This window comes from uncultured Anaerotruncus sp. (genome assembly GCF_902490045.1).
Taxonomy (GTDB): domain Bacteria; phylum Bacillota; class Clostridia; order Oscillospirales; family Ruminococcaceae; genus Anaerotruncus.
In genome coordinates, this window is the sequence record NZ_CABUCJ010000006.1 from 1 (window position 1) to 23,062 (window position 23,062).

At 62.1% G+C, this 23,062-nt stretch carries 19 protein-coding genes; 15 read left to right on the forward strand and 4 right to left on the reverse strand.

Going from position 1 to position 23,062, the window contains the following annotated elements; genetic code table 11:
* Positions 1-194: 194 nt before the first annotated feature.
* Positions 195-1,205, reverse strand: a complete 1,011-nt coding sequence (gene gap / locus RDM88_RS01355; protein ID WP_308752456.1) for a type I glyceraldehyde-3-phosphate dehydrogenase — start codon at positions 1,203-1,205, stop codon at positions 195-197.
* Positions 1,206-1,526: 321 nt separating this feature from the next.
* On the opposite strand from gap, the gene RDM88_RS01360 reads away from it, so the two are divergent.
* The gene (locus RDM88_RS01360; protein ID WP_308752458.1) at positions 1,527-2,678 is read left to right on the forward strand and encodes a HAMP domain-containing sensor histidine kinase; all 1,152 of its coding nucleotides are present in this window, start codon (positions 1,527-1,529) and stop codon (positions 2,676-2,678) included.
* Positions 2,679-2,838: 160 nt separating this feature from the next.
* Positions 2,839-4,815 carry a methionine--tRNA ligase gene (metG, locus tag RDM88_RS01365; protein ID WP_308752460.1) on the forward strand — a complete coding sequence of 659 codons (1,977 nt, stop codon included), beginning with the start codon at positions 2,839-2,841 and terminating at the stop codon, positions 4,813-4,815.
* Between the two features lie 194 nt (positions 4,816-5,009).
* Here the strand turns inward: metG and RDM88_RS01370 are convergent, their stop codons facing one another.
* On the reverse strand, positions 5,010-5,591 hold the full coding sequence (locus RDM88_RS01370; protein ID WP_308752463.1) for a hypothetical protein: 582 nt from the start codon (positions 5,589-5,591) through the stop codon (positions 5,010-5,012).
* A 93-nt stretch (positions 5,592-5,684) separates the two neighbouring features.
* On the opposite strand from RDM88_RS01370, the gene RDM88_RS01375 reads away from it, so the two are divergent.
* The 3 genes from RDM88_RS01375 to RDM88_RS01385 all read left to right on the forward strand — a co-directional run bounded on the left by RDM88_RS01375 (position 5,685) and on the right by RDM88_RS01385 (position 9,415).
* The gene (locus RDM88_RS01375; protein WP_308752465.1) at positions 5,685-6,452 is read left to right on the forward strand and encodes a TatD family hydrolase; all 768 of its coding nucleotides are present in this window, start codon (positions 5,685-5,687) and stop codon (positions 6,450-6,452) included.
* 15 nt (positions 6,453-6,467) lie between these two features.
* Positions 6,468-8,519, forward strand: coding sequence for a M28 family peptidase (locus RDM88_RS01380; RefSeq protein WP_308752466.1), 2,052 nt, complete (start codon positions 6,468-6,470; stop codon positions 8,517-8,519).
* A 251-nt stretch (positions 8,520-8,770) separates the two neighbouring features.
* The gene (locus tag RDM88_RS01385; protein ID WP_308752467.1) at positions 8,771-9,415 is read left to right on the forward strand and encodes a GNAT family N-acetyltransferase; all 645 of its coding nucleotides are present in this window, start codon (positions 8,771-8,773) and stop codon (positions 9,413-9,415) included.
* 53 nt (positions 9,416-9,468) lie between these two features.
* Here the strand turns inward: RDM88_RS01385 and galU are convergent, their stop codons facing one another.
* Together galU and rfbG are read right to left on the reverse strand one after the other, a co-directional pair.
* Positions 9,469-10,341, reverse strand: coding sequence for a UTP--glucose-1-phosphate uridylyltransferase GalU (galU, locus tag RDM88_RS01390; RefSeq protein ID WP_308752469.1), 873 nt, complete (start codon positions 10,339-10,341; stop codon positions 9,469-9,471).
* Positions 10,342-10,457: 116 nt separating this feature from the next.
* Positions 10,458-11,525 (reverse strand): CDP-glucose 4,6-dehydratase, encoded by a 1,068-nt coding sequence (gene rfbG / locus RDM88_RS01395; protein ID WP_308752471.1) that lies wholly within the window; start codon positions 11,523-11,525, stop codon positions 10,458-10,460.
* Positions 11,526-11,855: 330 nt separating this feature from the next.
* Here rfbG and RDM88_RS01400 point away from each other — a divergent pair, with 330 nt between their 5' ends.
* From RDM88_RS01400 to RDM88_RS01445, 10 genes are all read left to right on the forward strand, one after another.
* A complete protein-coding gene (locus RDM88_RS01400) occupies positions 11,856-12,524 on the forward strand; it encodes a PAS domain-containing protein (protein WP_308752473.1) in 669 nt (222 codons plus the stop codon).
* Between the two features lie 461 nt (positions 12,525-12,985).
* Positions 12,986-13,360, forward strand: a complete 375-nt coding sequence (locus RDM88_RS01405; RefSeq protein ID WP_308752475.1) for a RidA family protein — start codon at positions 12,986-12,988, stop codon at positions 13,358-13,360.
* Positions 13,361-13,388: 28 nt separating this feature from the next.
* Positions 13,389-14,582 (forward strand): pyridoxal phosphate-dependent aminotransferase, encoded by a 1,194-nt coding sequence (locus RDM88_RS01410; protein WP_308752477.1) that lies wholly within the window; start codon positions 13,389-13,391, stop codon positions 14,580-14,582.
* A 52-nt stretch (positions 14,583-14,634) separates the two neighbouring features.
* Complete coding sequence (locus tag RDM88_RS01415; protein WP_308752479.1) at positions 14,635-16,182, forward strand: ABC transporter substrate-binding protein; 1,548 nt, start codon at positions 14,635-14,637, stop codon at positions 16,180-16,182.
* 31 nt (positions 16,183-16,213) lie between these two features.
* Complete coding sequence (locus tag RDM88_RS01420) at positions 16,214-17,185, forward strand: ABC transporter permease (RefSeq protein ID WP_308752481.1); 972 nt, start codon at positions 16,214-16,216, stop codon at positions 17,183-17,185.
* Positions 17,175-18,044 (forward strand): ABC transporter permease, encoded by an 870-nt coding sequence (locus RDM88_RS01425; protein WP_308752483.1) that lies wholly within the window; start codon positions 17,175-17,177, stop codon positions 18,042-18,044. Before RDM88_RS01420 ends, RDM88_RS01425 begins: the two co-directional genes overlap by 11 nt.
* Before the next feature lie 13 nt (positions 18,045-18,057).
* Positions 18,058-19,020: an ABC transporter ATP-binding protein gene (locus tag RDM88_RS01430; protein WP_308752485.1), complete on the forward strand. Its 963-nt coding sequence runs from the start codon at positions 18,058-18,060 to the stop codon at positions 19,018-19,020.
* A 15-nt stretch (positions 19,021-19,035) separates the two neighbouring features.
* Positions 19,036-19,998 carry an oligopeptide/dipeptide ABC transporter ATP-binding protein gene (locus RDM88_RS01435; RefSeq protein WP_308752488.1) on the forward strand — a complete coding sequence of 321 codons (963 nt, stop codon included), beginning with the start codon at positions 19,036-19,038 and terminating at the stop codon, positions 19,996-19,998.
* Between the two features lie 24 nt (positions 19,999-20,022).
* Positions 20,023-21,246 (forward strand): amidohydrolase family protein, encoded by a 1,224-nt coding sequence (locus RDM88_RS01440; RefSeq protein WP_308752490.1) that lies wholly within the window; start codon positions 20,023-20,025, stop codon positions 21,244-21,246.
* Between the two features lie 16 nt (positions 21,247-21,262).
* Positions 21,263-22,924: an amidohydrolase family protein gene (locus RDM88_RS01445; RefSeq protein WP_308752495.1), complete on the forward strand. Its 1,662-nt coding sequence runs from the start codon at positions 21,263-21,265 to the stop codon at positions 22,922-22,924.
* The last annotated feature ends 138 nt before the right edge of the window (positions 22,925-23,062 follow it).

The window sequence follows — 23,062 nt, forward strand, 5'->3', positions numbered from 1 at the left end:
GGGGGATTCTCAAGGGGGGCGAGCTTTGCGCCCTGCCTTCTTCAAGTGAGCCCCCCTTGAGCGCCCTTCTTCCGTCGACTTCTTGGGCGCGCAAGAAGTCGACCCGCCTGCCGGGGCGGGACCCGGCAACTCTGCCGCCCGATGAGCGGCAAAACAAAAGAGCCGCCCTTTTGGGCGGCTCTTTCAAAAACCTATTACTTATGATCAACGGTAGCCATGTGCTGGATGAGCATGAGGACCTTGTTGCTGTAGCCCCACTCGTTGTCATACCAGGAAACCAGCTTGACGAACTTGTCGGTCAGCGCGATGCCGGCCTTCTTGTCGAAGATGGAGGTGCGGGCGTCGCCGATGAAGTCGGACGAAACCACGTCGTCCTCGGTGTAGCCGAGGATGCCCTTGAGGGAGGTCTCGGAAGCCTTCTTCAGCGCGGCGCAGATCTCCTCATAGGAGGCGGCCTTCGCGAGGTTGACGGTCAGGTCGACGACGGAGACGTCCAGCGTCGGGACGCGGAACGCCATGCCGGTCAGCTTGCCGTTGAGCTCGGGGATGACCTTGCCCACAGCCTTGGCGGCGCCGGTGGAAGACGGGATGATGTTGCCGGAAGCAGCGCGGCCGCCCCTCCAGTCCTTCTTGGAAGGACCGTCAACAGTCTTCTGGGTGCCGGTGGTGGAATGGACGGTGGTCATCAGGCCGTCGACAATGCCGAACTCGTCGTTGATGACTTTCGCCAGAGGCGCCAGGCAGTTGGTGGTGCAGGAAGCGTTGGAGACGATGTCCATGCTCGGCTGGTAGGTCTCGTGGTTGACGCCCATGACAAACATCGGCGCGTCCTTGGAGGGAGCGGAGATGATGACCTTCTTGGCGCCGGCCTTCAGGTGCGCGCCAGCGGTGTCCATGGTGGTGAAAACGCCGGTGGACTCAACCACATACTCGGCGCCGCACGCGCCCCACGGAATGTTGGCGGGCTCCCGCTCGGCATAGAACTTGACAGTCTTGCCGTTGACGATGATCGCGTCGTCGGTGTAGCTCACTTCGCCCGTATACTGGCCATGAACCGTGTCATAGCGGAGCATGTAAGCGCAATAGTCAGGGGTCATGAACGGATCGTTGACGCCCACGAATTCAATGTTCGGATTGTCCAGTCCAGCGCGGAAAACAAGCCTGCCGATACGGCCAAAACCGTTGATACCAACTTTAATTGCCATTGGAAACAACCTCCTGTATTTTTGATACCTTTATCATAATACAAATCTCTGGAAACTACAAGAACTCTGATAAACTTTAAACGATTTTTTTTATTTTCTGCAATCCCGGGATGTTTATACTTTGCTTTTTATTGAAAACGCCCAACTCCTATTGAAAAAAACACCCCCATATACTATAATTGAAACGGAATTTTCTGTCGATTTGTGTCGAAAGGTCCCTGTTTTCCCTGATCCCGGGCCTTCATGCAAAATCTGGAATCCGAATATTTCCGCGGCCCTTCCCAAATGATAAGTGCAGTTCCGCAGCGAGGAGGTGCGCCTTTGGACGATTCCCGAACAGACTCCTTTTTCGACCTGCTGGCCGGACTTCTGGACGCCTCCGGCCAGCCCGCCGCCGTGATGGACCATGATTTCCGTCTCGTCTGGCACAGCGCCGCCGGCGCCCGGGAAATGCCCGCGCTGGCCCTGCCGGACGGCGCGCAGCTGCTGCTGCACGGCTACGACCCCGAGGTCGTCCGCGCGGAGATCGACCGGTGCGGCTCCTTTACCACCGCCGGCCCGGACCACCTGTTCGCCGAACGGCCCACCGTCATCTGCGCCCTGCCCGACGGGAGCGGCCGTTACCTCCTGCTGCCGGCCTCCGGCGCCGGGCAGGGCTCCGGCATGCGCCCCGAGGGGATGTCGCGCACCCTCTCCTCCTTCGGCAACCAGTACCGCGCGCCCCTGACCGTCATCTTTTCGATGCTCACCCTGCTCTCCCGCAACTGCGGCCCCGGCTCGTCCGAAAAGGACCGCGAGCGCATGCCCGATTACCTCGCCGCCATCAACCAGAGCGCCTTCCGGCTGCTGCGCAGCAGCGAGTGGATTTCCGACTACACCCGCCTGACCTATGGATTTTCGCCCGTGCGGACCCGGCGGGTCGACCTCTTCCACTACCTGCGGGAGCTTTCTTCAGCGGCCGCCGCCCTCATCGAACCGACCGGCATCCCGCTCTCCGCCGACATTCCCGAGGGGATGCTGCCCGCCGCCTGCGACACCCAGAAGGTGTCCGCGGCCCTGCTCAACATCCTCTCGAACGCCTGCCGCTACACCCGGCCCGGCAATCAGATCGCCCTCCGGGTGCGCCTCAAGCGGGGGATGCTCAGCGTTTCGGTCGCGGACCGCGGGCTTGGGATCCCGCCCGACGTGCAGCCGCGCGTCTTTGAGCCGTACTTTTCCTACGACCACGGGGGACGGCCCTTTTCGGGCAACGGCCTCGGCCTGACGATCGCCCGCGATTCCATCGCCGCCATCGGCGGCACCATCGCGCTCACCTCCACGCCCGGGAAGGGGACCACCGTCGTCTTTACCCTGCCCGTGGAGGACGACCAGAGCGTGCCGTCCGCGGTCTTCTGCGATGCCGCGGACTATCTCTCCGACCGCTTTTCCCCCCTGCGCGTCGCGCTCAGCGACAGCATCGACTGCCCGCTGTAAAAGGACCGCCCACCGGCGGTCCTTTTTTCTTTGCCGCCCGGCCGCCCAATGGGTTCCGGGCGGCAAAAACTTTCCACAGGCCCTGTTCATTTTACCCAATTCGTGGTATACTATATCATTACATTGACGACACCAAACTCATGCAAGGAGGTTCCACATCATGAATGGAACAGGAAAGACATTTTACATCACCACCCCCATCTACTACCCGTCGGACAAGCTGCACATCGGGCACAGCTACTGCACCGTCGCGACGGACGTCATGGCGCGCTACAAGCGCATGCAGGGGTTTGACGTCATGTTCCTGACCGGCACCGACGAGCACGGCCAGAAGATTGAGGAAAAAGCCAAAGCCGCCGGCGTGACCCCGCAGCAGTATGTCGACAGGGTGGTCGCCGGCATCAAGGAGCTGTGGAAGCTCCTCAACATCTCCAACGACCGGTTCATCCGCACCACCGACGACTACCATGTGGAATCGGTGCAGAAGATTTTCAAGGACCTCTACGACAGGGGCTATATCTACAAGGGCTCCTACAAGGGCAAGTACTGCACCCCCTGCGAGTCCTTCTGGACCGAGAGCCAGCTCAAGGACGGCAAATGCCCCGACTGCGGCCGCGAGGTCATCGACGCGGAGGAGGAGGCCTATTTCTTCAAGCTCTCCGCCTTCCAGGACCGCCTGATCAGGCTCTATGAGGAGAATCCCCACTTCATGGAGCCGCAGAGCCGCCTCAACGAGATGGTCAACAACTTTATCAGGCCCGGCCTCGAGGATCTGTGCGTCTCCCGCACCTCCTTCTCGTGGGGCATCCCCGTCACCTTCGACCCCGGCCATGTCGTCTACGTGTGGGTCGACGCGTTGACCAACTACATCACCGCGCTCGGCTACGGCAACGATAAGTATCACGACTTCGAGAAGTTCTGGCCCGCCGACGTGCACTTCGTCGGCAAGGAGATCATGCGCTTCCACACGATCATCTGGCCCGCCATGCTCATGGCGCTCGACCTGCCGCTGCCCAAAAAGGTCTTCGGCCACGGCTGGCTGCTGCTCGAGGGCGGCAAGATGAGCAAGTCGAAGGGCAACGTCGTCGACCCCGTCGTGCTCGTCGAGCGGTACGGCGTCGACGCCATCCGCTACTTCCTGCTCCGCGAGTTCCCCTTTGGCTCGGACGGCCTCTTTTCCAACGAGGGGCTCATCACCCGCATCAACGCCGACCTCGCCAACGACCTGGGCAACCTCGTCTCCCGCTCGGTGGCGATGGCGGAAAAATATTTCGGCGGCGCCCTTCCCGCGGAGCGGAAATCCGAGCCGGTCGACGAGGAGATCGTTTCGATCGCACGCGGGCTCAAGGACCGCTACGAGGCGCAGATGGAGCAGTACGCCTTCCAGAACGCGCTGATCGAGGTCTTCAAGCTGATCTCCCGCACCAACAAATACATCGACGAAACCGCCCCCTGGGTGCTCGCCAAGGAGGAGGCCAACCGTCCCCGCCTGGCCACGGTGCTCTATAACCTTTTGGAGTGCGTGCGCATCGCGGGCATCCTGCTCGCGCCCTTCATGCCCGCCACCTCCCCGAAGATCTTCGAGCAGATCGGCGCGCCCGCGGAAGCATCCACCTACGAATCCGCCGGGACGTGGGGCCTGCTGCCCGCCGGCGTGACGGTCCGCAAGGGCGAGGGGCTCTTCCCGCGCATCGACGTGGCCAAGGAGCTCGAGGCGCTCGAAAAGGCGCGCGCCGCCGCCGTGGAAAAGGCCGCCGCCGCGGAAAAGAAGCCCGCCGCCCGGGAGGAAAAACCGGAGGGCGTCGCGTCGCTCATCACGATCGACGACTTTGCGAAGGTGCAGCTGCGCGTCGCGCAGGTGACCGCCTGCGAGCCGGTGCCCAAGGCGGACAAGCTCCTGAAGCTCACCCTCGACGACGGCAGCGGCACGCCGCGCCAGGTCGTTTCGGGCATCCATCCGTGGTACGAGCCGGAGGCGCTCACCGGCAGGAAGGTGATCGTCGTCGCCAACCTCAAGCCCGCCAAGCTGCGCGGCGTCGAGTCCAACGGCATGATCCTCGCCGCCGACGCGGGCGAAAACGACGTGAAGGTCGTCTTCGTCGACGAATCCGTCCCCTGCGGCTCGGTGGTGCGGTAGCCAAAGGGAACTTTCGAGAAAGTTCCCTTTGGAAACCCTCAAAGCTTTTGATTCAGGCGGGGCGCTCTTCGCCGCCGCTTACGCGCCCCGTGCGGGAGAAAGACCAGAAGTTTCGGGGTCCGGGGGACTTTTCAAAGTCCCCCGGAAAAAAGAACGGAGGCTGTTGCAAAGGAGCTTTGCAACAGCCTCGCTTTTCAGAGGTTTCCCTTCCCGTCGAGGTACTCCAGCTGCTTGGAGACGAGCTGCATGTTCTGGTGCCCGTCCTCCCCTTCGACGATATGCAGGTTGTAGTAGCGCAGGCGGTCGGCGATTTTGAGGTTCGCCTTCTCCTCCTCGGTTTCGTCGCGGAAGAGGGCGAGGAGGACGTTGCAGAGCTTTTCGAGCAGCGGCGTGCCCACCCCGATCAGCAGCACCGATCCGGGTGTGAGGCCGGAATAGTCCGCCTGGTACATCCGGCGGCCGAGCTTCATGACCTCCGCGCGCAGCCCGCCCCGCACCTCGATCCGGTCGGCGCTCCCTTTGAGCGCGGCAAGCAGCTCTTCCTTTGTGGTTACGGTCATCGCGAATCCCTCCTGTTCGATCTTCAGCATTTCGTCCAGCACCCTTCCCGGCGTCTCCCCGACCGTCCGGCCGATCGCCTGCAGGATTCTGCCGGTCAGCGAAGCGGCGGGCTTGCCGTTGGCGCTTGCCAGCGTCTGCTGGCTGAGCCCCGTCTCCTTGAAGACGTCGTACCGCTTTTTCCCATGCCTGCCCAGGTACACGTCGATCAGCTTCAATGGATTCCCCTCCTTCCGTTTATATGTTACTACGAAATTTCAGATTAGTCAACAATATCATAGTATTGAAAAATTTGCCATGCGAGGTGCGCCATGTACCAGAACATCTTCGATACCCACGCCCACTACGACGACGAGCGCTTCGACGAAGACCGCGGCGCGCTGCTCGAATCGCTGCCCGCCAAGGGGGTCGTCGCGGTGGTCAACGCCGCGAGCGACATGAAAACCTCCGCCTCCGGGCTCGCGCTCGCACACCGGTATGACTATTTCTACTGCGCGGCGGGCGTTCATCCGCACGAGGCGGCCTCCTTCGCGCCGGGCGACCTCGACGCCATCGCCGGCTACGCGCGTGACCCCAAGGTCGTCGCGGTCGGGGAGATCGGGCTCGACTACCACTACGACTTCTCCCCGCGCGACGTGCAGCAGCGGGTCTTTGAGGCGCAGCTCGGACTGGCCGGCGATCTCGGCATGCCGGTCGTCATCCACGACCGGGAGGCGCACGCCGACACTCTCGCGCTGCTCCGGAAATACCGCCCCAAGGGGATCCTGCACTGCTTCTCGGGCAGCGCGGAGATGGCGGCGGAGATTCTGAAGCTCGGCATGTATATCGCGTTCGGCGGGGCGGTCACCTTCAAAAACGCGAAGAGGCCCGCCGAGGCGGCGGCCGCGGTGCCGCTCGACCGCCTGCTCGTCGAGACCGACTGCCCCTACATGACCCCCGAGCCCTTCCGCGGCAGGCGGTGCGACTCGTCGCTCATCCCCCACACCGCCGAACGGCTCGCCGCGATCAAGGGAATCCCCGCGCAGGAACTGCTCGACATCACCTGCCAAAACGCGCGCAGCGTCTATCAACTCGACTGACGGGAGGCGTCCCCCATGACCCTGGCAGAATTGCAGCGGGCCTACCTGCAAAAGGTGGACGCGGAGGAATCCTACCGCTTCGCAAAACGGATGGAGCAGTTTCGCTCCAACCCCACGCTGGGCTTCCGCACGGCGGGCTCCCGCGCGGAGTTTTTGACCGGGGAGATGCTCCTCGCGGAGATGGAGGAGCTCGGCCTGCAAAACGTGCGCAAGGACCCCTTCACCCTCGACACTTGGGAGTTCGAGCGGGCGCGCATGTGCGTCTCCGACGGGGAGGGCGCCGAGCACTACTTCGAGCTCGGCGGCTACCAGACGAACTTTTCCACCGGCGGCTGGCGGGAATTCACCCTTGTCGACGGCGGACGGGGCACCGCCGGCGAGCTGCAAAAGCTCGACCTGCGCGGCAAGCTCGTGCTCGTGGACATCAACCAGCGGGACGACTGGTGGATCTCCTACCCCGTCTACCAGGCGCACCTGATGGGCGCGGCGGCGGTCGTCGCCGTGCAGCAGGGGGGCTACGGCGGCGTCGACTCCGCCGCCCTCAACGCCCAGAACATCTGCGGCCCCGCCGACGCGCCCGCCTTTTCCCTCTCCCGCCGCGACGCGCGCGCACTGCGCGCCCTCACCGGCGGCTTCGGCGGCGAAACGCCCGTCTTTTTCGACGCGGAATCCTCGGTCGGCTTCGGCGGCACCTCCTACAACATCGTCGGGGAGATTCCCGGCGCGGACCCCGAATCGATGATCCTGCTCAGCGCCCACTACGACAGCTATTTTTCCGGCTTTCAGGACGACAACGCCGCCGTCGCGCTCATGCTCGGCATCGCCCGTGCGCTTGTGCAAAGCGGCTGCCGGCCCTGCCGCACCCTCGTCTTCTGCGCGATGGCCGCCGAGGAATGGGGGGTGTCCGACTGCAAATACGACTGGTCGACCGGTGCCTACAACCAGATTTTCAACGTCCGCCCCGAGTGGCGCGGCCGGGTGATCGCCGACCTCAACTTCGAGCTGCCCGCCTACCCGCACGACGCGCAGGACGTCATCCGCTGCGTCTACGAGTATTCCACCTTTCTGCGCGGCTTCGCGGATTCCCTGCCCGACGTCTCCGCCCCCTATCCGGGCGGCGTGGGGATCGCCTCCCCCGTCCTCACCTGGTCGGACGATTTTTCGATGGCGATCGCCGGGGTGCCCTCCCTCGTCAACGACTTCGCGGGCGGCAGCTTCATGGAGACGCACTACCACTCCCAGTTCGATAACGACGACGCCTACGACGCGGATATCTACCGCTTCCACCACGGGCTTTTCGGTGCGCTGGCCCTCGCGCTCGACAGCTGCGCGGCGGTCCCGCTTGACTTCGGCCCCCGCCTCGCGGCGCTCGCCGGCACCCTCGACCCCGGCCTGCTCGGCCGCTGCGGCATCGACGGAGAGCCGCTGCTGCGCGCGGCGCAGGCCGCCGCCACCCAGGCGGAGGTCTGCTGGCGGCGGGTGGGCGCCTTCAACCACCGGTACGCCGCCGCGCTTGCCGCGGGCGGGGAGGCGGCGGACGCGCTCTATGCGCGCGCCGGGCGCCTGAACGCCGCGCTGCTCGAGGCGTTCCAGTTCTGCGAGGACGCATTTGTGCGGCTCACCTGGCACGACGACGTGATCTTTCCGCACGAGTACGCCCAGCAGGCGCTCGCCGGGCTCGAGGCCGCGCGGGAGGCGCTGGCCGCGAAAGACATCCCCCGCGCACTCAGCGCGGTCTCCCACATCGACGTGAACCGCTACGCCTTCTCCTTTGACGAGCGCACCTGCCGCCACTTCACCGGCTACGTGACCGAGCGGCCGGCCCACCGGCTGATGTGGGGCGCGGGACGGCTTCCCGGGCTTTGCGACCTGTCGGGGACGGTGCGGTCCCTGCTCGAAAAGCGCGGCGGCCGGGACGCGGACCTATCGGAGGAGCGGGCCGCCGTGGAGGAGGCGTACGAGGCCCAGCGCGCGCTGCTCGCCGAGCTGCTCACCGAGGAGCGCGACGCCTGCGCGACGCTCGCGCGGATGCTCGCAAACATCGCGAAATACGAAGGGAGCGCGTGATAACGCGAGAAAAACAAAGATCGCGCCTCTCGCGGGAGCCGAGACCGCGCCCCGGTGCGGCCCAGCGCGCTCCCGCGCGCCACAATCCGTTTGCGGATTTCCTGTGCAAGGTGCTATAATCAGAACATCCAGAGGCGCAGTTCCATCCGGCAAACAAAACGCTTAGGGGTGGAATTATGAGCTAGCCAAACTCACCAAAAAATGCGGCGTCTATTTGTATCAGCCAACAAATTTTAAAGGTGAGTGAAATCTTGAAAACCGACCGATTATACCGTGTGGGCAGGGAGGACGCGCCCAAGCTGAACCAGCTTTTGACCGAGTGCTTCGCGAAGGACCCTCTTTACCTGCAACTGATCCCGCAAAAGGACAAACGCCAAAAACTTCTGCCGGAACTTTTCAGCTGCGATCTGGATGAACTGTTTGAAAACTGTGAAGTGTACGCCGACAGCGCCGATTTAAACGGCATTATCGTGGTCTCGGATGAAACCGAGCCCTACAACCCGCTCAAATACTACGCCATCGAGCTGTACTACGCGCTCAAGACGGGCGCGTACCTCATCCGCGACGACCACTCGCTGCGGACCTTCTGGAACTTCCTCAAAGGCAAGGACTACCTCAACTCGGTGTGGACCGACGACATCGGCTCCGACCGCCGCATGCACATCATCTACTTCGCGGTGCGCCCGTCGATGCGCGGCAGAGGCGTCGCAACCAAGCTGATGCGCGCCATCCAGGATTACGCCGACGAAAACGACCTGCTGGTTTCCCTCGAGACCCACAACGAGCAGAACGTCAAAATGTATGAGCACTATGGCTTCCGCCTCTTTGAGGTCGTCCAGAAGCACTTTTCCCTCAAGCAGTTCTGCATGGTCCGCCCGGGCCATGCGGCTGCGTGAAACGTGGACCGATAAAAAAAGAACCGCCTTCCGGCGGTTCTTTTTTTATCCTTTTACAGCGTGCGGACGAATTCCCGCAGGTAATCGCGGAATTCCCGGCCGATCTCGGGGTGGTTCACCGCCGTCTCAACCGCCGCCTGCATGATGCCCAGCTTGTTGCCCATGTCATACCGGGTGCCGACGAAATCCACGCCGATCATCCCCTCCTCCCGCGCGAGCACCTTCATCGCGTCGGTGAGCTGGTATTCCCCGCCCGCGCCCACCGGCAGCGACTCGAGGATTTTGAAGATGCCGGGCGGCAGGATGCAGCGCCCGAGGATCGAAAAGTTGGAAAACGCCTGCTCGGGGGTCTGGGGCTTTTCCACCATGTCGCTCACCCGGTAGACGTTGTCCCTGAGCGCCTCCACCTTGAGGGAGGAGTAGCGCGTCACCTGGTCGAAGGGCACCTCCTTCATGCCGAGGCAGCCGAGCCCGTAACGCTCATACTGCTCGATCAGCTGGCGGCAGACGGGGTCCCTTCCCATGATGACGTCGTCGCCGTAGAGCACCGCGAACGGCTCCTCCCCCACGAACGGCTTCGCGCAGAGCACCGCGCTGCCCAGCCCCTTGGCCTCCTGCTGGCGCACGTAAGTGATGTTCGCAAGCCGGGAGATGCCCACCACCTCGTCGTAGACCTCCCGCTTGCCCTTTTTGAGCAGGTGCTCCTCCAGTTCGGGGGAGCGGTCGAAGTGGTCCTCGACCACGTGCTTGCCCCGGCTGAGGATGATGCAGATGTCCTCGATGCCGCTTTTGGCGGCCTCCTCCACGATATACTGGATCGCGGGCTTGTCCACGATCGCAAGCATCTCCTTGGGCATCGCCTTTGTCGCCGGGAGCACTCTCGTCCCCAGCCCCGCGGCCGGGATCACTGCCTTACGGATTTTCATCTTCATCGCTCCTTGCCGTTATTCCGTCTTAGTTTGCGCCGATGCGCGCGATTTATTTTTCCGCCGGACGTCCTGTTTCCATCATATGCGATTCCCGCCCGTTCGTCAATCTTCTTTCACATTCCCGCCCCGCCGGATCCGAAGGCGCGCAGGTATTCCGCCATCTGCCGGCGGGCGCAGGCCGCCGCGTCCTCTCCCGCCGCATGGCATTTCGCCCACTCCACCGTTTTTTCCACGGCGGTTTGGATTCCCCACAGGGGCCGCCAGCCAAGCCGCGCCTCCAGCTTTTCGCACCCGAGCAGGAGCGTGTCCGCCTCGGGCGGGCCGCCGTCCGGAGCGGATACCCACGAGGCGCCCTCTCCCCACGCCCCGCAGAAGAGATCCGCCAGCTCTCCCGTCGTGATCCGGCCCTCCGCGCCGGGACCGACGTTGTAGCAGCCGGCGAGCGAGGGGTCCTCCGCCTGCGCCGCGGCGATCAGCAGGTAGGCGGAGAGCGCCTCGAGCACATGCTGGTAGGGCCGCACCGAGCCGGGATGCCGCAGGCGGACGGGCTCCCCCGCCAGCGCGGCGCGCACGCAGTCGGGCAGGATGCGCCCGGGCGCGAAGTCCCCGCCGCCGATCACGTTGCCCGCCCGCGCGGTCGAGACGGCCGGACCTCCCGCGAAAAAGGACTCCACATAGCTCCGCACCGCCAGTTCGGCGCACGACTTGCTGCCCGCGTAAGGGTCCGAACCGCCGAGCGGGTCCTCCTCCCGGAAGGGTCGGCCCTGTCCGCTGTTTTGGTAGACCTTGTCGGTCGTGACGACGAGGGCCGAGCGCACGCAGGGATGCCTCCGGACACACTCCAGCAGGCGCACCGTACCCATCAGGTTGACTTCAAAGGTGCCGGCGGGGTCGCGGTACCCCTCCCGCACGATCGGCTGCGCCGCGAGGTGGAAAACCACCTCGGGCCGGAACGCGTCAAAGAGCTCTCCGAGGGCGTCCGGGTCCCGGACGTCTCCCATGACCGAGCGCAGTTCCCCCTCCAGCCCGAGCACCGCGTAGAGGGAGGGCTCCCCCGGCGGCAGCGCGAAGCCCGCCGTCTCCGCCCCCAAAAGCTCGAGCAGCCCGCAGAGCCACGCGCCCTTAAAGCCGGTGTGCCCCGTTACGAGCACCCGCCGGCCCCGGTAATAATCCAGCTTCATTTCGTTTCCTCCCCAGACCGCGCACTCGCGTTCCGCGCCATCGGGCGGGCCTGCCATTATGATAATATGCGCCCGCTCGATGTGTCAAGGAGAGGCATTTCCCTCGTGCGAATGAGCGCGGTTCTCCGCCAGGATTTTGCATGCCGCCGCGACGGAAAAGCTATGAAACCCCGCGCGCTCATGCAAAATATCAACAAATTTCCCGGTGATTCCTTGTGCGGTAATAATAATTCATTCAATAAAATATTTTTTACTATTGTATTCCAAAATAAATCCCGATATAATAAACAAATCAAAGACCTTCAACGACGATATGGAAAAGAGGACCTTATGGAGAAGGCGAATATTGTTCTTACACCAGTCGATAAAATCATATTGGAGTCCTGCAAAACAGTCGTGGACGGGCTGGCGGATTACCTGGGCGACGGGTACGAATTCGTCCTGCACAGCCTGGAGAACCTCGACCAGTCGGTCGTCAAGATCATCAACGGGCACTACACCGGACGCAAGGAGGGCGCGCCCATCACCGACCTGGCGCTGAACATGCTCTCCCGAATCGAAGCGGACGGCGACCGCGGCTATATCTCCTACCGCGCGAAGAACAAAAAGGGAGAACCCCTCAAGGCGACGACGATTATCATCAAGGGGGAGGGCGGCCGTGCAATCGGTCTGCTCTGCATCAATTTTTACCTCAACACCCCCTTCTCCCGCATCATCGATAACTTTGTCGAGGAATCACAGTACGCGCCGAACTTTATCAAGGAAAGCTATGCCAGCGACCCCGACGAGCTGCTGCGGCAGGCGACGGTGAGCGCCAAGGAGCGGGTAAACGTCGACGCGAACATCATTCCCTCGCAGAAAAACAAGGAGATCATCAGCATCCTCTACAGCCAGGGGATTTTCAAGCTCAAGGATTCGGTCATCAAGATTGCCGATATCCTCGGCATCTCCAAGAACACCGTCTACCTGCACCTGCGGGCTCTTCAGCAGAAAAAGTAGATTTTACTGAATCATCGTTCAGTGTCTCACCCCCCACGCAGGCAATCTATAATAAAATATTTTTTATCTCACACCGCTGGCAAAGCAATTTTCCGGCGGTGTTTGCTTTTTTGCGTTAATTTTTACATGATATGGAAATTTGTTGTTGCCTATTCATGTGATTGCCTATAATGAAGGAAAATATTTGTCGAAAATTGCAATTGACTAAAATATTTTATAGCTATATAATTTAGTTAATAAAAAAAATTGCATCGTTCGTTTGATAGAAAGATCATTCGCTATCCACGTGTCAAAACAATGAGGTTTGATTTCCATGTTTTGGCACGTCTTCTTTTATTGCTTTTTTGTCAATTTGTTTAAAAAAATATAAACTTTGTTCAATAAACTATTCTGTTTCACAGTTATCAGATCCTAAGCTCTGTTTAAGTCCCAAAAATTAAAAGAAAAGGTGGTATGAACAAATGGAAAAAATTGCAACCAACAACGCTCCGGCCGCGGTGGGCCCCTACTGCCAGGCAATCAAATCGAACGGCTTTATTTTTGTCTCCGGGCAGCTGCCGATAGACGTCGGGAGCGGCCGGCTGCTGGAGGGCTGTATCGCGGAGCAGACCAACTGCATTATGAACAACATTTCAGAAATCCTGCGGGAGGCGGGCAGCGACCTGTCCAAGATCGTCAAGACGACCATCCTTGCCAAAGACTTAACAAAATTTCAGGAGATCAACGAGGCCTACGGCCGTTTCTTCAAGGGCACGCCGCCCGCCAGGGCCTGCTGCCAAGTCGCCGAGCTCCCCAAAAACGCGGAGCTTGAGATCGAAGTCATCTGTGAGGCGTAATCTATCTGTGTGTGGAGGAGAGATAACCGTGAGACTTTTCGACGACAGCGCCGTCAAGCTGGATATCCTGAAAAGGCGCGCCTTTAACTACCGCTGGGCGGAGGTCCCCGACGGGGTGATTCCGCTGACGGCCGCCGATCCCGACTTCCCCGTCGCAAAGGAGATCACCGATGCGATGATCCGTTACATCGGCGGCGGCTACCTGCCCTACACGCCCAAGCTGGGTATTCCCGAGTTCCGGGTGGCCATCTCGCGGCACCTGCGGGAACGTAAGGGGGAGGAGGTCCCTCCCGAGCTCGTCCTCCCCATCGACAGCGCCGCGCGCGGCATGTATGTGATCGCGCAGACGGTGCTGAAGCCGGGGGATGAGGCGGTCATCTTCGACCCGGTGGACTACCTCTTCAAAAACGCCGTCCTTGCCGCGGGCGCGACGCCCGTCTTCTTCCCGACGCGGATCGTGAACGGAAAGATCGATTTCAGCGGGCTGGAAAGCTGCATCACTCCGCGCACCAAAATGATCGGACTCTGCAATCCCCACAACCCTCTCGGCAAGGTCTACCCCCGGGAGGATTTGGAACAGATTCTCTCCCTCGCGGAAAAGTATGATCTGTGGATCATGAACGACGAGATCTGGTCGGACATCACCTACGGAGAGGCTCCCTTCCTCAGCATCCTGTCTCTCGGCGCCGAGCGCAACCGCCGAACCCTGTCGGTGTATGGGTTTTCCAAGGCGTTTGGAGTCGCGGGGCTGCGAATCGGCTGCATCTACTGCACCGATCGGGAAATCTTTGAGCGGATCGTCGAGGAATCAGCCGTCATGACGACGGCGGGCGGCATCGCTTCGGTCTCCCAGATCGCGGGGACCGCCTGCCTTGAACAGGCGGGCTACTGGACGCAGGAGTTCCTCGTGCATCTCAAACACAACCGGGACTACGCGGTGGAACGGGTCAACGGGATGCGCGGCATTTCCACCGTCCGGCCGGAGGCGACCTATCTTCTGTGGATCGACATACGCGAAACAGGGGTGGAGAACACCGCTTTCTGCGACTTTATGCAGGACCGGGTGCAGCTCGCGCTGGTCGCCGGTTCGGAAAAGATGTTCGGTCCCGGAGGCAGGGGGTACGTCCGTCTCTGTTTCGCCACCAGCCGGGCCATCCTGAAGGAGGGCCTCGATCGGTTGGAACGCGGGATGGTGCTGCTCCGGCAGGAAAAGGGCTTCTAGCCCTGTGGATGAAAACGACCTGAACCGACCATCTGTAATTAGGAGGATTCAAATGAAAAAAACGAGATTCTTACGCACACTCCTCGCGGTCGTCCTCTGCCTCACCCTCCTGAGCGCCTGCGGAAACAACGCGGACGGCGGCAATAGCGATACGGGCGGCGGCCCGTCCGGCAAGGACACCCTCATTGTGGCGGTCGCCAACGAACCCACAACGATGGACCCCTACGGCAAAAACGACAGCACCTCGGCCAACTTCAAGGTGCAGGTGTTCGACACCCTGCTGGCGCTCGGTCCAGACGGCGAGGCAGTTCCCTGCATCGCCGAAAGCTGGGAGTACACCGACGACACCACACTGGTGCTGCACATCCGCGAAGGGGTGGTCTTCCACAACGGTGAACCCCTGACCGCTGACGACGTCTTCTATTCGATCGGGCAGACGATGGCCAGCACCTATCTGCAGCCCTTCGTCGACGTGATCGACCTTGAAAAGTCGACGGTCGACGACGAGCACACGATCACCCTGCGCATGACCCAGCCCTGCGGCCCGCTCTTCTCCCAGCTCTGCTACGTCTACATCGTGCCGCAGAAATACCACACCGAAAAGGGCGCCGAAGCGTTCGCGGAGGAACCTGTCGGCAGCGGTCCCTTCGCGCTGGACAAATGGGTGCGCGGAGACCGGCTGGAATATACCGCCAACGACCAGTACTGGGGCGTCAAGCCCGCCGTGAAAAAGCTGATCATGCGCGTCATCGCCGAGCCCTCGAGCCGCACGGTCGAGATCGAATCGGGCGGCGTGGACATTGCGATGAACATCTCCGCCAGCGACCTGCCGATGCTCGGGGAGAACCCCGACGTACAGGTGCTGCGCGCCGACTCCTACAACAACTGCTTCATCGGCTTCGACTGCACGCTGGCACCCTACGACAACAAGCTCGTCCGCCAGGCGATCAGCTGTGCGATCGACAAGGAGAGCATCGTCCAGACCGTTTACGGCACGACCGGTTCGGTCGCCGACGGCCCGATCTCCCCGGCGATCTGGGGCTACAACCCCGATCTCAAGCCCTACAGCTACGACCCCGATAAAGCCAAAAAGCTGCTTTCCGACGCGGGCTACCCCGACGGGATCGACGTGGTGATCACCACGAGCGACGCCCAGCTGCGCATCGACATCGCCGAGATGGTCCAGAACCAGCTCGGGGCGGTCGGCATCCGCACCTCGGTCGAGGTGCTCGAAAACGCCACCTACCTCGACAAGATCGTCAACGGCGGCTTCCAGATGTACATTCTTACCTGGCCGACCTATACCGGTGACGCCGACTACGGCCTGAGCGACACCTTCCACACCGGCAGCGCCACCTGGGCCAATACCGCCCGCTACAGCAGCCCGGAGGTGGACGAACTGCTCGATATCGGCGCGAACACGATCGACCAGGATACGCGCCGCGACGCCTACTACAAGGCGCAGGAGCTGATCGTGGAGGACTGCCCGTGGGTTTTCCTGTGGAACAGCGAGGAGATCGCCGTGGCCCGCAGCAACATTCAGGGGCTCGAAGCCCCGCCCTCCGGCCGCTACTCCTTTAACAAGGTGACCTTTGCATAAAATCGCAATGCGTCGGAAATGAGGTGACGAAGTGTACCGGTATGTGTTAAAGCGGCTGCTCCTGATGATCCCCGTGCTGCTGGGCGTCACGCTGATTGTCTTTTCGCTGATGTACATCGCGCCGGGCGACCCGGTCCAGATGCTGCTGGGCGACAACGCCACGCAGGAGGATATCGACGCGCTCAACGCCAAGCTCGGGCGCGACGACCCCTTCATCGTCCAGTATGTGCGCTACGCCGGCAACATCCTGACCCGGTTCGATTTCGGCGAGTCCTACTTTACCGGGCGCCCCGTCATGACCGAGATCCTTGAGCGCTTCCCCAACACCGCCCTGCTGGCGGTGTTGGGGTGCGCCCTCTCGATCGTCATCGGGGTGACCTGCGGCGTTATCGCCGCCACCAAGCAGTATTCCATCTTCGACAATCTGGCGACGGCAACCTCCCTGATCGGCGTGTCTATGCCCTCCTTCTGGTTCGGTCTGCTGCTGATCATCTTCTTTTCCATCCGGCTCGGCTGGCTGCCGGCGTCGGGTTCCTACGGGCCGCTCTACTTCATCATGCCCGCGATCACGCTGGGGGTGAACGGCGCGGCCAACATCATGCGCACCACCCGTTCGAGCATGCTGGAAACCGTCCGGCAGGACTACATCCGCACCGCGCGTGGCAAAGGGCAGGTCGAACGCAAGGTCGTCATCAACCACGCGCTTAAAAATGCCCTCATCCCGGTTATCACCGTCATCGGCATCCAGTTCGGCAACCTCCTCGGCGTCACCACCGTCCTGTGCGAAACGGTCTTCGCCATCCCCGGAATCGGCAAGTACCTGATCGACAGCATCAAAACGCGTGACACGCCGGTGGTCATGGGCTGCGTGCTTTTTATGGCGATTCTCTTCAGCTTCGTCAACCTCGGCGTGGACATCCTCTACAGCTACATTGATCCGCGCATCAAATCCCAGTACCAGAAGATGAAAAAACGCAAGGAGGTGGCGGCAGTTGAAGCGTAAAAACGCTCTCCCCAAAAAGCAGGGCCTGTGGGGCGACGTGCTCCACAGCTTCCTGCGCAACCGGATGGCCGCGTTCGGCGCGGTCGTCATGATCCTGCTGATCCTCTGCGCCTGCTTCGCCCCCCTGCTCGCGCCCAGCGGCTACGACGACCAGGACGCCTCGCAGGCGAAGCAGCCACCCAGCAGTGAGCACTGGTTCGGCACCGACAACTTCGGCCGGGACATCCTCAGCCGGATCATCTACGGCAGCCAGATTTCCCTCCAGGTCGGCCTCATCGCCGTAGCGATCGGCCTGCTGATCGGCGGTACGCTCGGCACCGTCGCCGCCTTCTACGGAGGAAAGTTCGACACGGTGATCATGCGCTTCATGGACGTGCTGATGGCGATCCCCGGTATGCTGCTGGCCATCGCGATCGCCGCTTCCCTCGGCACCGGGCTGCGCAACATGATGATCGCCATCGGCCTTGCCAACGCGCCGGGCTTTGCGCGCGTGGCGCGCGCCGCCGTGCTCACCGTCAAGGACAACGAATACATTGAGGCCGCCCGGTCGATCGGCGCGGGCGACCTGCGCATTATGCTCAAGCACATCCTCCCCAACGCGGTCGCCCCGATTATCGTGCAGTCCACCCTTGGCGTGGCCGCCGCCATCCTCTCCTGCGCCACCCTCTCCTTCCTCGGCATGGGCATCCAGCCGCCGCAGGCGGAGTGGGGCGCCATGCTCTCGGCGGCGCGGCAGTACCTGCGCTACGAACCCTACATGGCGATCTTCCCCGGACTCTTCATCATGATCACGGTATTCTCTTTAAATATCGTCGGCGATGGCATCCGCGACGCCATCGACCCGCGGTTGAAGGACTAGGGAGGGAACAGCTATGAGCGACCTGCTTTTGGAAATCAAAAATCTCACTGTGAACTACAAGACCCGCAAGGGGAACGTCGCAGCGGTGGGCGGCATCAACCTCAACCTTCACAAGGGGGAGACCCTCGGGCTCGTCGGGGAGACGGGCGCGGGCAAAACCACGACGGCGCTGGCCATCATGCGGCTGCTGCCGGTGCCGCCCGCCGTCGTGCCCAGCGGGGAAATCCTCTTCGAGGGCCGTGACCTGCGCAAGCTCTCGCCCAACGAGGTGCGCAAGGTGCGCGGCGAACGGATTTCGATGATCTATCAGGACCCGATGACCGCCCTCAACCCGATTATGACGGTCGGCGAGCAGATTGTCGAGATGATCCGCCTGCATGAAAAGATGACCGCCGCCGAGGCGCACGTCAGGGCGTGTGAGATGCTCGAAATGGTCGGCATTCCGAGCGAACGGTTCGGCGAGTACCCCCACCAGTTTTCGGGCGGCATGAAACAGCGGGTCGTCATTGCGATCGCGCTGGCCTGCAACCCGTCGCTGCTCATCGCGGACGAACCCACCACCGCGCTCGACGTCACGGTGCAGGCGCAGGTCATGGAGATGATGAAAAAGCTTAAGCGGGAGCTCGGCACCTCGATGATCCTGATCACCCACGATCTGGGCATCGTGGCGGAAACCTGCGACCGCGTCGCGATCATGTACGCGGGCGAAATCATCGAGTCGGGTACCGCGGAGGACATCTTTGAGCACACGCGCCACCCCTATACGGTCGGCCTGTTCGGCTCCATTCCCGACCTCGACGAGGACCGGGACCGGCTCCAGCCGATCCCCGGGCTGATGCCGGACCCCACCGCCCTGCCCGCCGGATGCAACTTTGCTCCCCGGTGTCCCTATCGGACCGACGCGTGTGAAAAGCAGCCGGTGCCCACGCAGCATCTCTCCGACACTCACACCGTCCGGTGCATCCGGGAAATATAGACAGGAGGCGTGACGATGGGAACGCTGCTAGAGGTATCCGATCTGAAAAAATACTTCAAGGTCCCGCAGGGCGCCCTGCACGCGGTCGACGGCGTGAGCTTCTCGCTCGACGAGGGCAAGACGCTGGGTATCGTCGGGGAGTCAGGCTGCGGGAAATCCACCCTTGGCCGGGTGCTTGTCCACCTGCTGGACGCCACCGACGGCCGGGTGCTCTTCGAGGGACAGGATATCACCCGCCTCGACAAAAAAGCTCTCAAACACAACCGCCGGAACATGCAGATGATCTTCCAGGACCCCTATTCCTCGATCAACCCGCGCATGACGGTGTCGGAGATCATTGCCGAACCGCTGGACATCTATCAGGTGTGCGCAGATAAGGCGGAGCGGAATAAAAAGGTGTCCGCCCTCATGGATACGGTCGGGCTTGCCCAGCGGGTGGCCGACTCCTATCCGCACGAGCTGGACGGCGGCCGCCGCCAGCGCATCGGGATCGCCCGCGCGCTCGCGCTGAGCCCCAAATTCATCGTCTGCGACGAGCCGGTTTCCGCGCTTGACATGTCCATCCAGGCGCAGATCCTTAACCTTCTGCAGGATCTGCAGAAGGAGATGAACCTGACCTATATGTTTATCACCCACGACTTGTCGGTCGTCAAGCACATCTCCAACGACATCGGCGTCATGTACCTCGGAAACATGGTGGAAAGCGCGGGCTCCAAGGAGCTTTTCGCCCACCACTACCACCCCTACACCAAGGCGCTCTTGTCGGCCATCCCGCGCCCGAAGCTGCATCAGAAGCAGGAGCGCATCCTGCTCAAGGGGGAAATCACCTCCCCCATCAACCCCAAACCGGGCTGCCGTTTCGCGCCGCGCTGCGTCTACGCCAAGGAGAACTGCTTCTGTGAACAGCCGCAGCTGCAGGAGGTCGCCTGCGGCCACCATGTCGCCTGCCACTACGTGCGGGAGATCAATGGCCTCTAATTTCGGACAAAGAAGGAATCAAGCATGATTTTAACCGCTAAAACCATCGTTACCGGCGATGGAGAGACCGTCCTGCGCGATCACGCCGTCCGGATCGACCAGACCGGCAGGATCGCGCAGGTCTCCCCAAAGCAGGACCTTCTCTCTGCGCATCCCGCGGAAAAGGTCCTCGACTTCGGCGACGCCACCATCCTCCCCGGGCTGATCGACATGCACATCCACCTCGGCAGCTATATTCACTATCCCGACGCACTGCGTTTCAACGACCATCTCATCGCCTATAAGGCGCTCCACGCCGCGCAGTCGGCGCTGTCGGTGGGCGTCACCACCGTGCGCGACATGTCCTCCGACCACCTGCTCTGCGAAAAGCTGCGCTATGCGGGACAGAAGGGTTACGTCACCATCCCGCGCATTTTCCACTGCGACCGCGGGCTTACCATGACGGGCGGCCACGGCGACCAGATCACCAACCTCAAAAACGAGTGCGAGGTCGCGGACGGCGTCGACGAGATCCGCAAGGTCATCCGCAAGCAGCTACGCGCGGGCGCCGACTGGATCAAACTGATGAGCAGCCACCGGGTGATGACCCGGCCGGAATACACCCAGGAGGAGCTCAACGCCGCGGTTGAGGAGACCCACCGGCTCGAACGCAAATGCGCCATCCACGCGGGCGTGGGGCCCTCCGTGGGCATGGCGATTGAGGCGGGCTTCGACACGATCGAGCACGCCACCTACCTGACGATCGAGCAGGCCGCCGAGATGAAGCGCAAGGGACTCGCCTGGATCCCCACCATCATCACCTACACCGACGCCTACGACCGCTACAAGGCCCCGGACGGCAGCCCCGGCCCCGACGCCCCGCTGCCGGTGCGCAATTTCTGGAGCTTTTTTAGAAGCGCGGCGGAGTCCTATAAAAAGAACTTCAAAGTGATCTACGACCTTGGCGTCACGATCGCCGCCGGCACCGACATGGTGCTCTTCGGCGCGCCGCCCGCGCCCGTCGCCAAGGAACTCGCCTTTATGGTCGACTACGGCATCACGCCGGTGCAGGCCATCCGCCTCGGAACCCATAACGGCGCGGTCCTGCTCGGCATCGAAAACACCGCCGGGCTCGTAAGGGAGGGCCTTGCCGCCGACCTGCTCGTCTGCGACGGGGACGCCTCCGCCGACATCCGCAATCTCCAGCGGGTCCGGCGGGTTCTGATCGGCGGCAAAACCGTCTACCGGCCGGAAACGCCGGAAAGCTGATGAGGGGGATGAAAAGATGGTAGACGTTCTTATCAAAAACGCGTTTGTCGTCGATGGTTCGGGGCGCCCGGGATTCCGGGGCGATGTGGCGGTCAAGGGCGACACGATCACCGGCGTGGGCGACCTGCGCCATCTCTCGGCCAAACGCACGATCAATGCGGACGGGCTCGTGCTTTCGCCCGGCTTCATCGACGCGCACGCCCACTCCGACTTCGCGATCATCCACAACCCGCCCTCCCACAGCCAGGTGGCGCAGGGCGTGACCACCGAGGTTTCCTGCAACTGCGGCAAGTCCCCCTTCCCCGTGCTCCCCAACCCCCTGCCGCTCAAAAACATCGCGGACACCGTGTGGACCACCCCCAAGGACTACTGGAAAAGCGCCGCCCACTATTTTGAGCTGCTCGAGACACAGGGCATCGGCATCAACACCTACCCGCTCGTGGGTCACAACTCGGTGCGCGCCAAGGTGCTCGGTATGGACAACCGCCCCTGCACCGACGACGAGCTGCGCCAGATGAAGGAACTCGTCGTCGAGGCGATGGAACTGGGCGTTCCCGGCTTTTCAAGCGGACTCACCTACACGCCCGGCATGGGCGCGACCAACGAGGAGATCATCGCGCTCGCACAGGTCGTCTCGGAGTACGGCGGCATTTACACCACCCATATGTCCAACTATTCGGGCGCGGGGATTGAAAAGGCGATGGATTTCGCGGCGGAGACGGCGTGGAAAGCGGGCATGCGCCTGCAGTTTTCCCATGTGGCTCCCCACGGCGAGGAGCTCTACGGCAAGGGACAGTGGCTGTCCGACCTGATCGGCGGTTACCGTGCCCGCGGCGTCGACTGCTACGCCGACGTCCCCTCCTATCCGACAATCGGCGTTTGGTGGGGTCCCCGGGCCATCTTCCCCGGCTGGCTCTACAACTGGAAGAAGCCCTGGCCGCAGCAGATCCGGGAAATCCAGGACGCCATCCGCAACCCCGAGCAGAACGCCCGCATCCGCGAGCACATCGCGGGAATAATCGCGGGGGATAAGACGAGTTTCCTCGGACAGTTCTTCACCTTTCACAGCTGGGATTCGATCTTCCTTTTCGAGTGCCGGCCCGACTCCCCCTACCGCAAATATATCGGCCAGTCGGTCGGGCAGATCGCCGGTGCTGAGGGGATGGACGGCACCGACCTCTACTTCGACCTCTGCCTCCAGGAAGGGGAGGCGCTCTCGACCGTCAACATTCTCGAAAAGGAGGAGGACCGCAAGGCCTTTTTCCAGTCCCCCTGGACGATGTTCGGCTCGGATATCTACGCGATCGACGCGGACCATCCCGACGCCTGCTTCTCCCGCTTCCAGATCCATCCGCGCAACTTCGGCCACGCGATCTACGTGATCGAAACGATCGTGCAAAAAAACCGCTGGCTTACGCTCGAGCAGGCCATCCACAAGATGTCCGGTCTCACCGCCAGCCACTTCAACATGCATGACCGCGGATTTATCCGCAGCGGCTACAAGGCGGACATCACCGTCTTTTCGCTGGAGGACCTGCACGAGACCGCCACCTTCCTGCACCCGATCGGATATCCGACGGGCATTGCGCACGTCTTTGTCAACGGCGTCGAAACCTTTGCAAACGGCCGTATGACCGGCGACCTCGGCGGCGTGGCGCTCCTCAACAGGCGGCATTGATCCCATCAAGATGCCCCCCGCGCGCCGGAGCGCGCGGGGGGCATCTTTTTCGCGCGGAATGGATTGTAATCGCCCCCGCCCTGTGGTATAATTGCCCTCACGCGGCATCCACTCAACCCATACGAAGGAGGCGCATCG

Coding starts and splice junctions, on each gene's coding strand:
- RDM88_RS01415 (WP_308752479.1), top strand. CDS start 14,635: ATGAAAAAAACGAGATTCTTACGCACACTCCTCGCGGTCGTCCTCTGC.
- RDM88_RS01435 (WP_308752488.1), top strand. CDS start 19,036: ATGGGAACGCTGCTAGAGGTATCCGATCTGAAAAAATACTTCAAGGTC.
- galU (WP_308752469.1), bottom strand. CDS start 10,341: ATGAAAATCCGTAAGGCAGTGATCCCGGCCGCGGGGCTGGGGACGAGA.
- RDM88_RS01375 (WP_308752465.1), top strand. CDS start 5,685: ATGTACCAGAACATCTTCGATACCCACGCCCACTACGACGACGAGCGC.
- gap (WP_308752456.1), bottom strand. CDS start 1,205: ATGGCAATTAAAGTTGGTATCAACGGTTTTGGCCGTATCGGCAGGCTT.
- metG (WP_308752460.1), top strand. CDS start 2,839: ATGAATGGAACAGGAAAGACATTTTACATCACCACCCCCATCTACTAC.
- RDM88_RS01405 (WP_308752475.1), top strand. CDS start 12,986: ATGGAAAAAATTGCAACCAACAACGCTCCGGCCGCGGTGGGCCCCTAC.
- RDM88_RS01380 (WP_308752466.1), top strand. CDS start 6,468: ATGACCCTGGCAGAATTGCAGCGGGCCTACCTGCAAAAGGTGGACGCG.
- RDM88_RS01430 (WP_308752485.1), top strand. CDS start 18,058: ATGAGCGACCTGCTTTTGGAAATCAAAAATCTCACTGTGAACTACAAG.
- rfbG (WP_308752471.1), bottom strand. CDS start 11,525: ATGAAGCTGGATTATTACCGGGGCCGGCGGGTGCTCGTAACGGGGCAC.
- RDM88_RS01400 (WP_308752473.1), top strand. CDS start 11,856: ATGGAGAAGGCGAATATTGTTCTTACACCAGTCGATAAAATCATATTG.
- RDM88_RS01445 (WP_308752495.1), top strand. CDS start 21,263: ATGGTAGACGTTCTTATCAAAAACGCGTTTGTCGTCGATGGTTCGGGG.
- RDM88_RS01440 (WP_308752490.1), top strand. CDS start 20,023: ATGATTTTAACCGCTAAAACCATCGTTACCGGCGATGGAGAGACCGTC.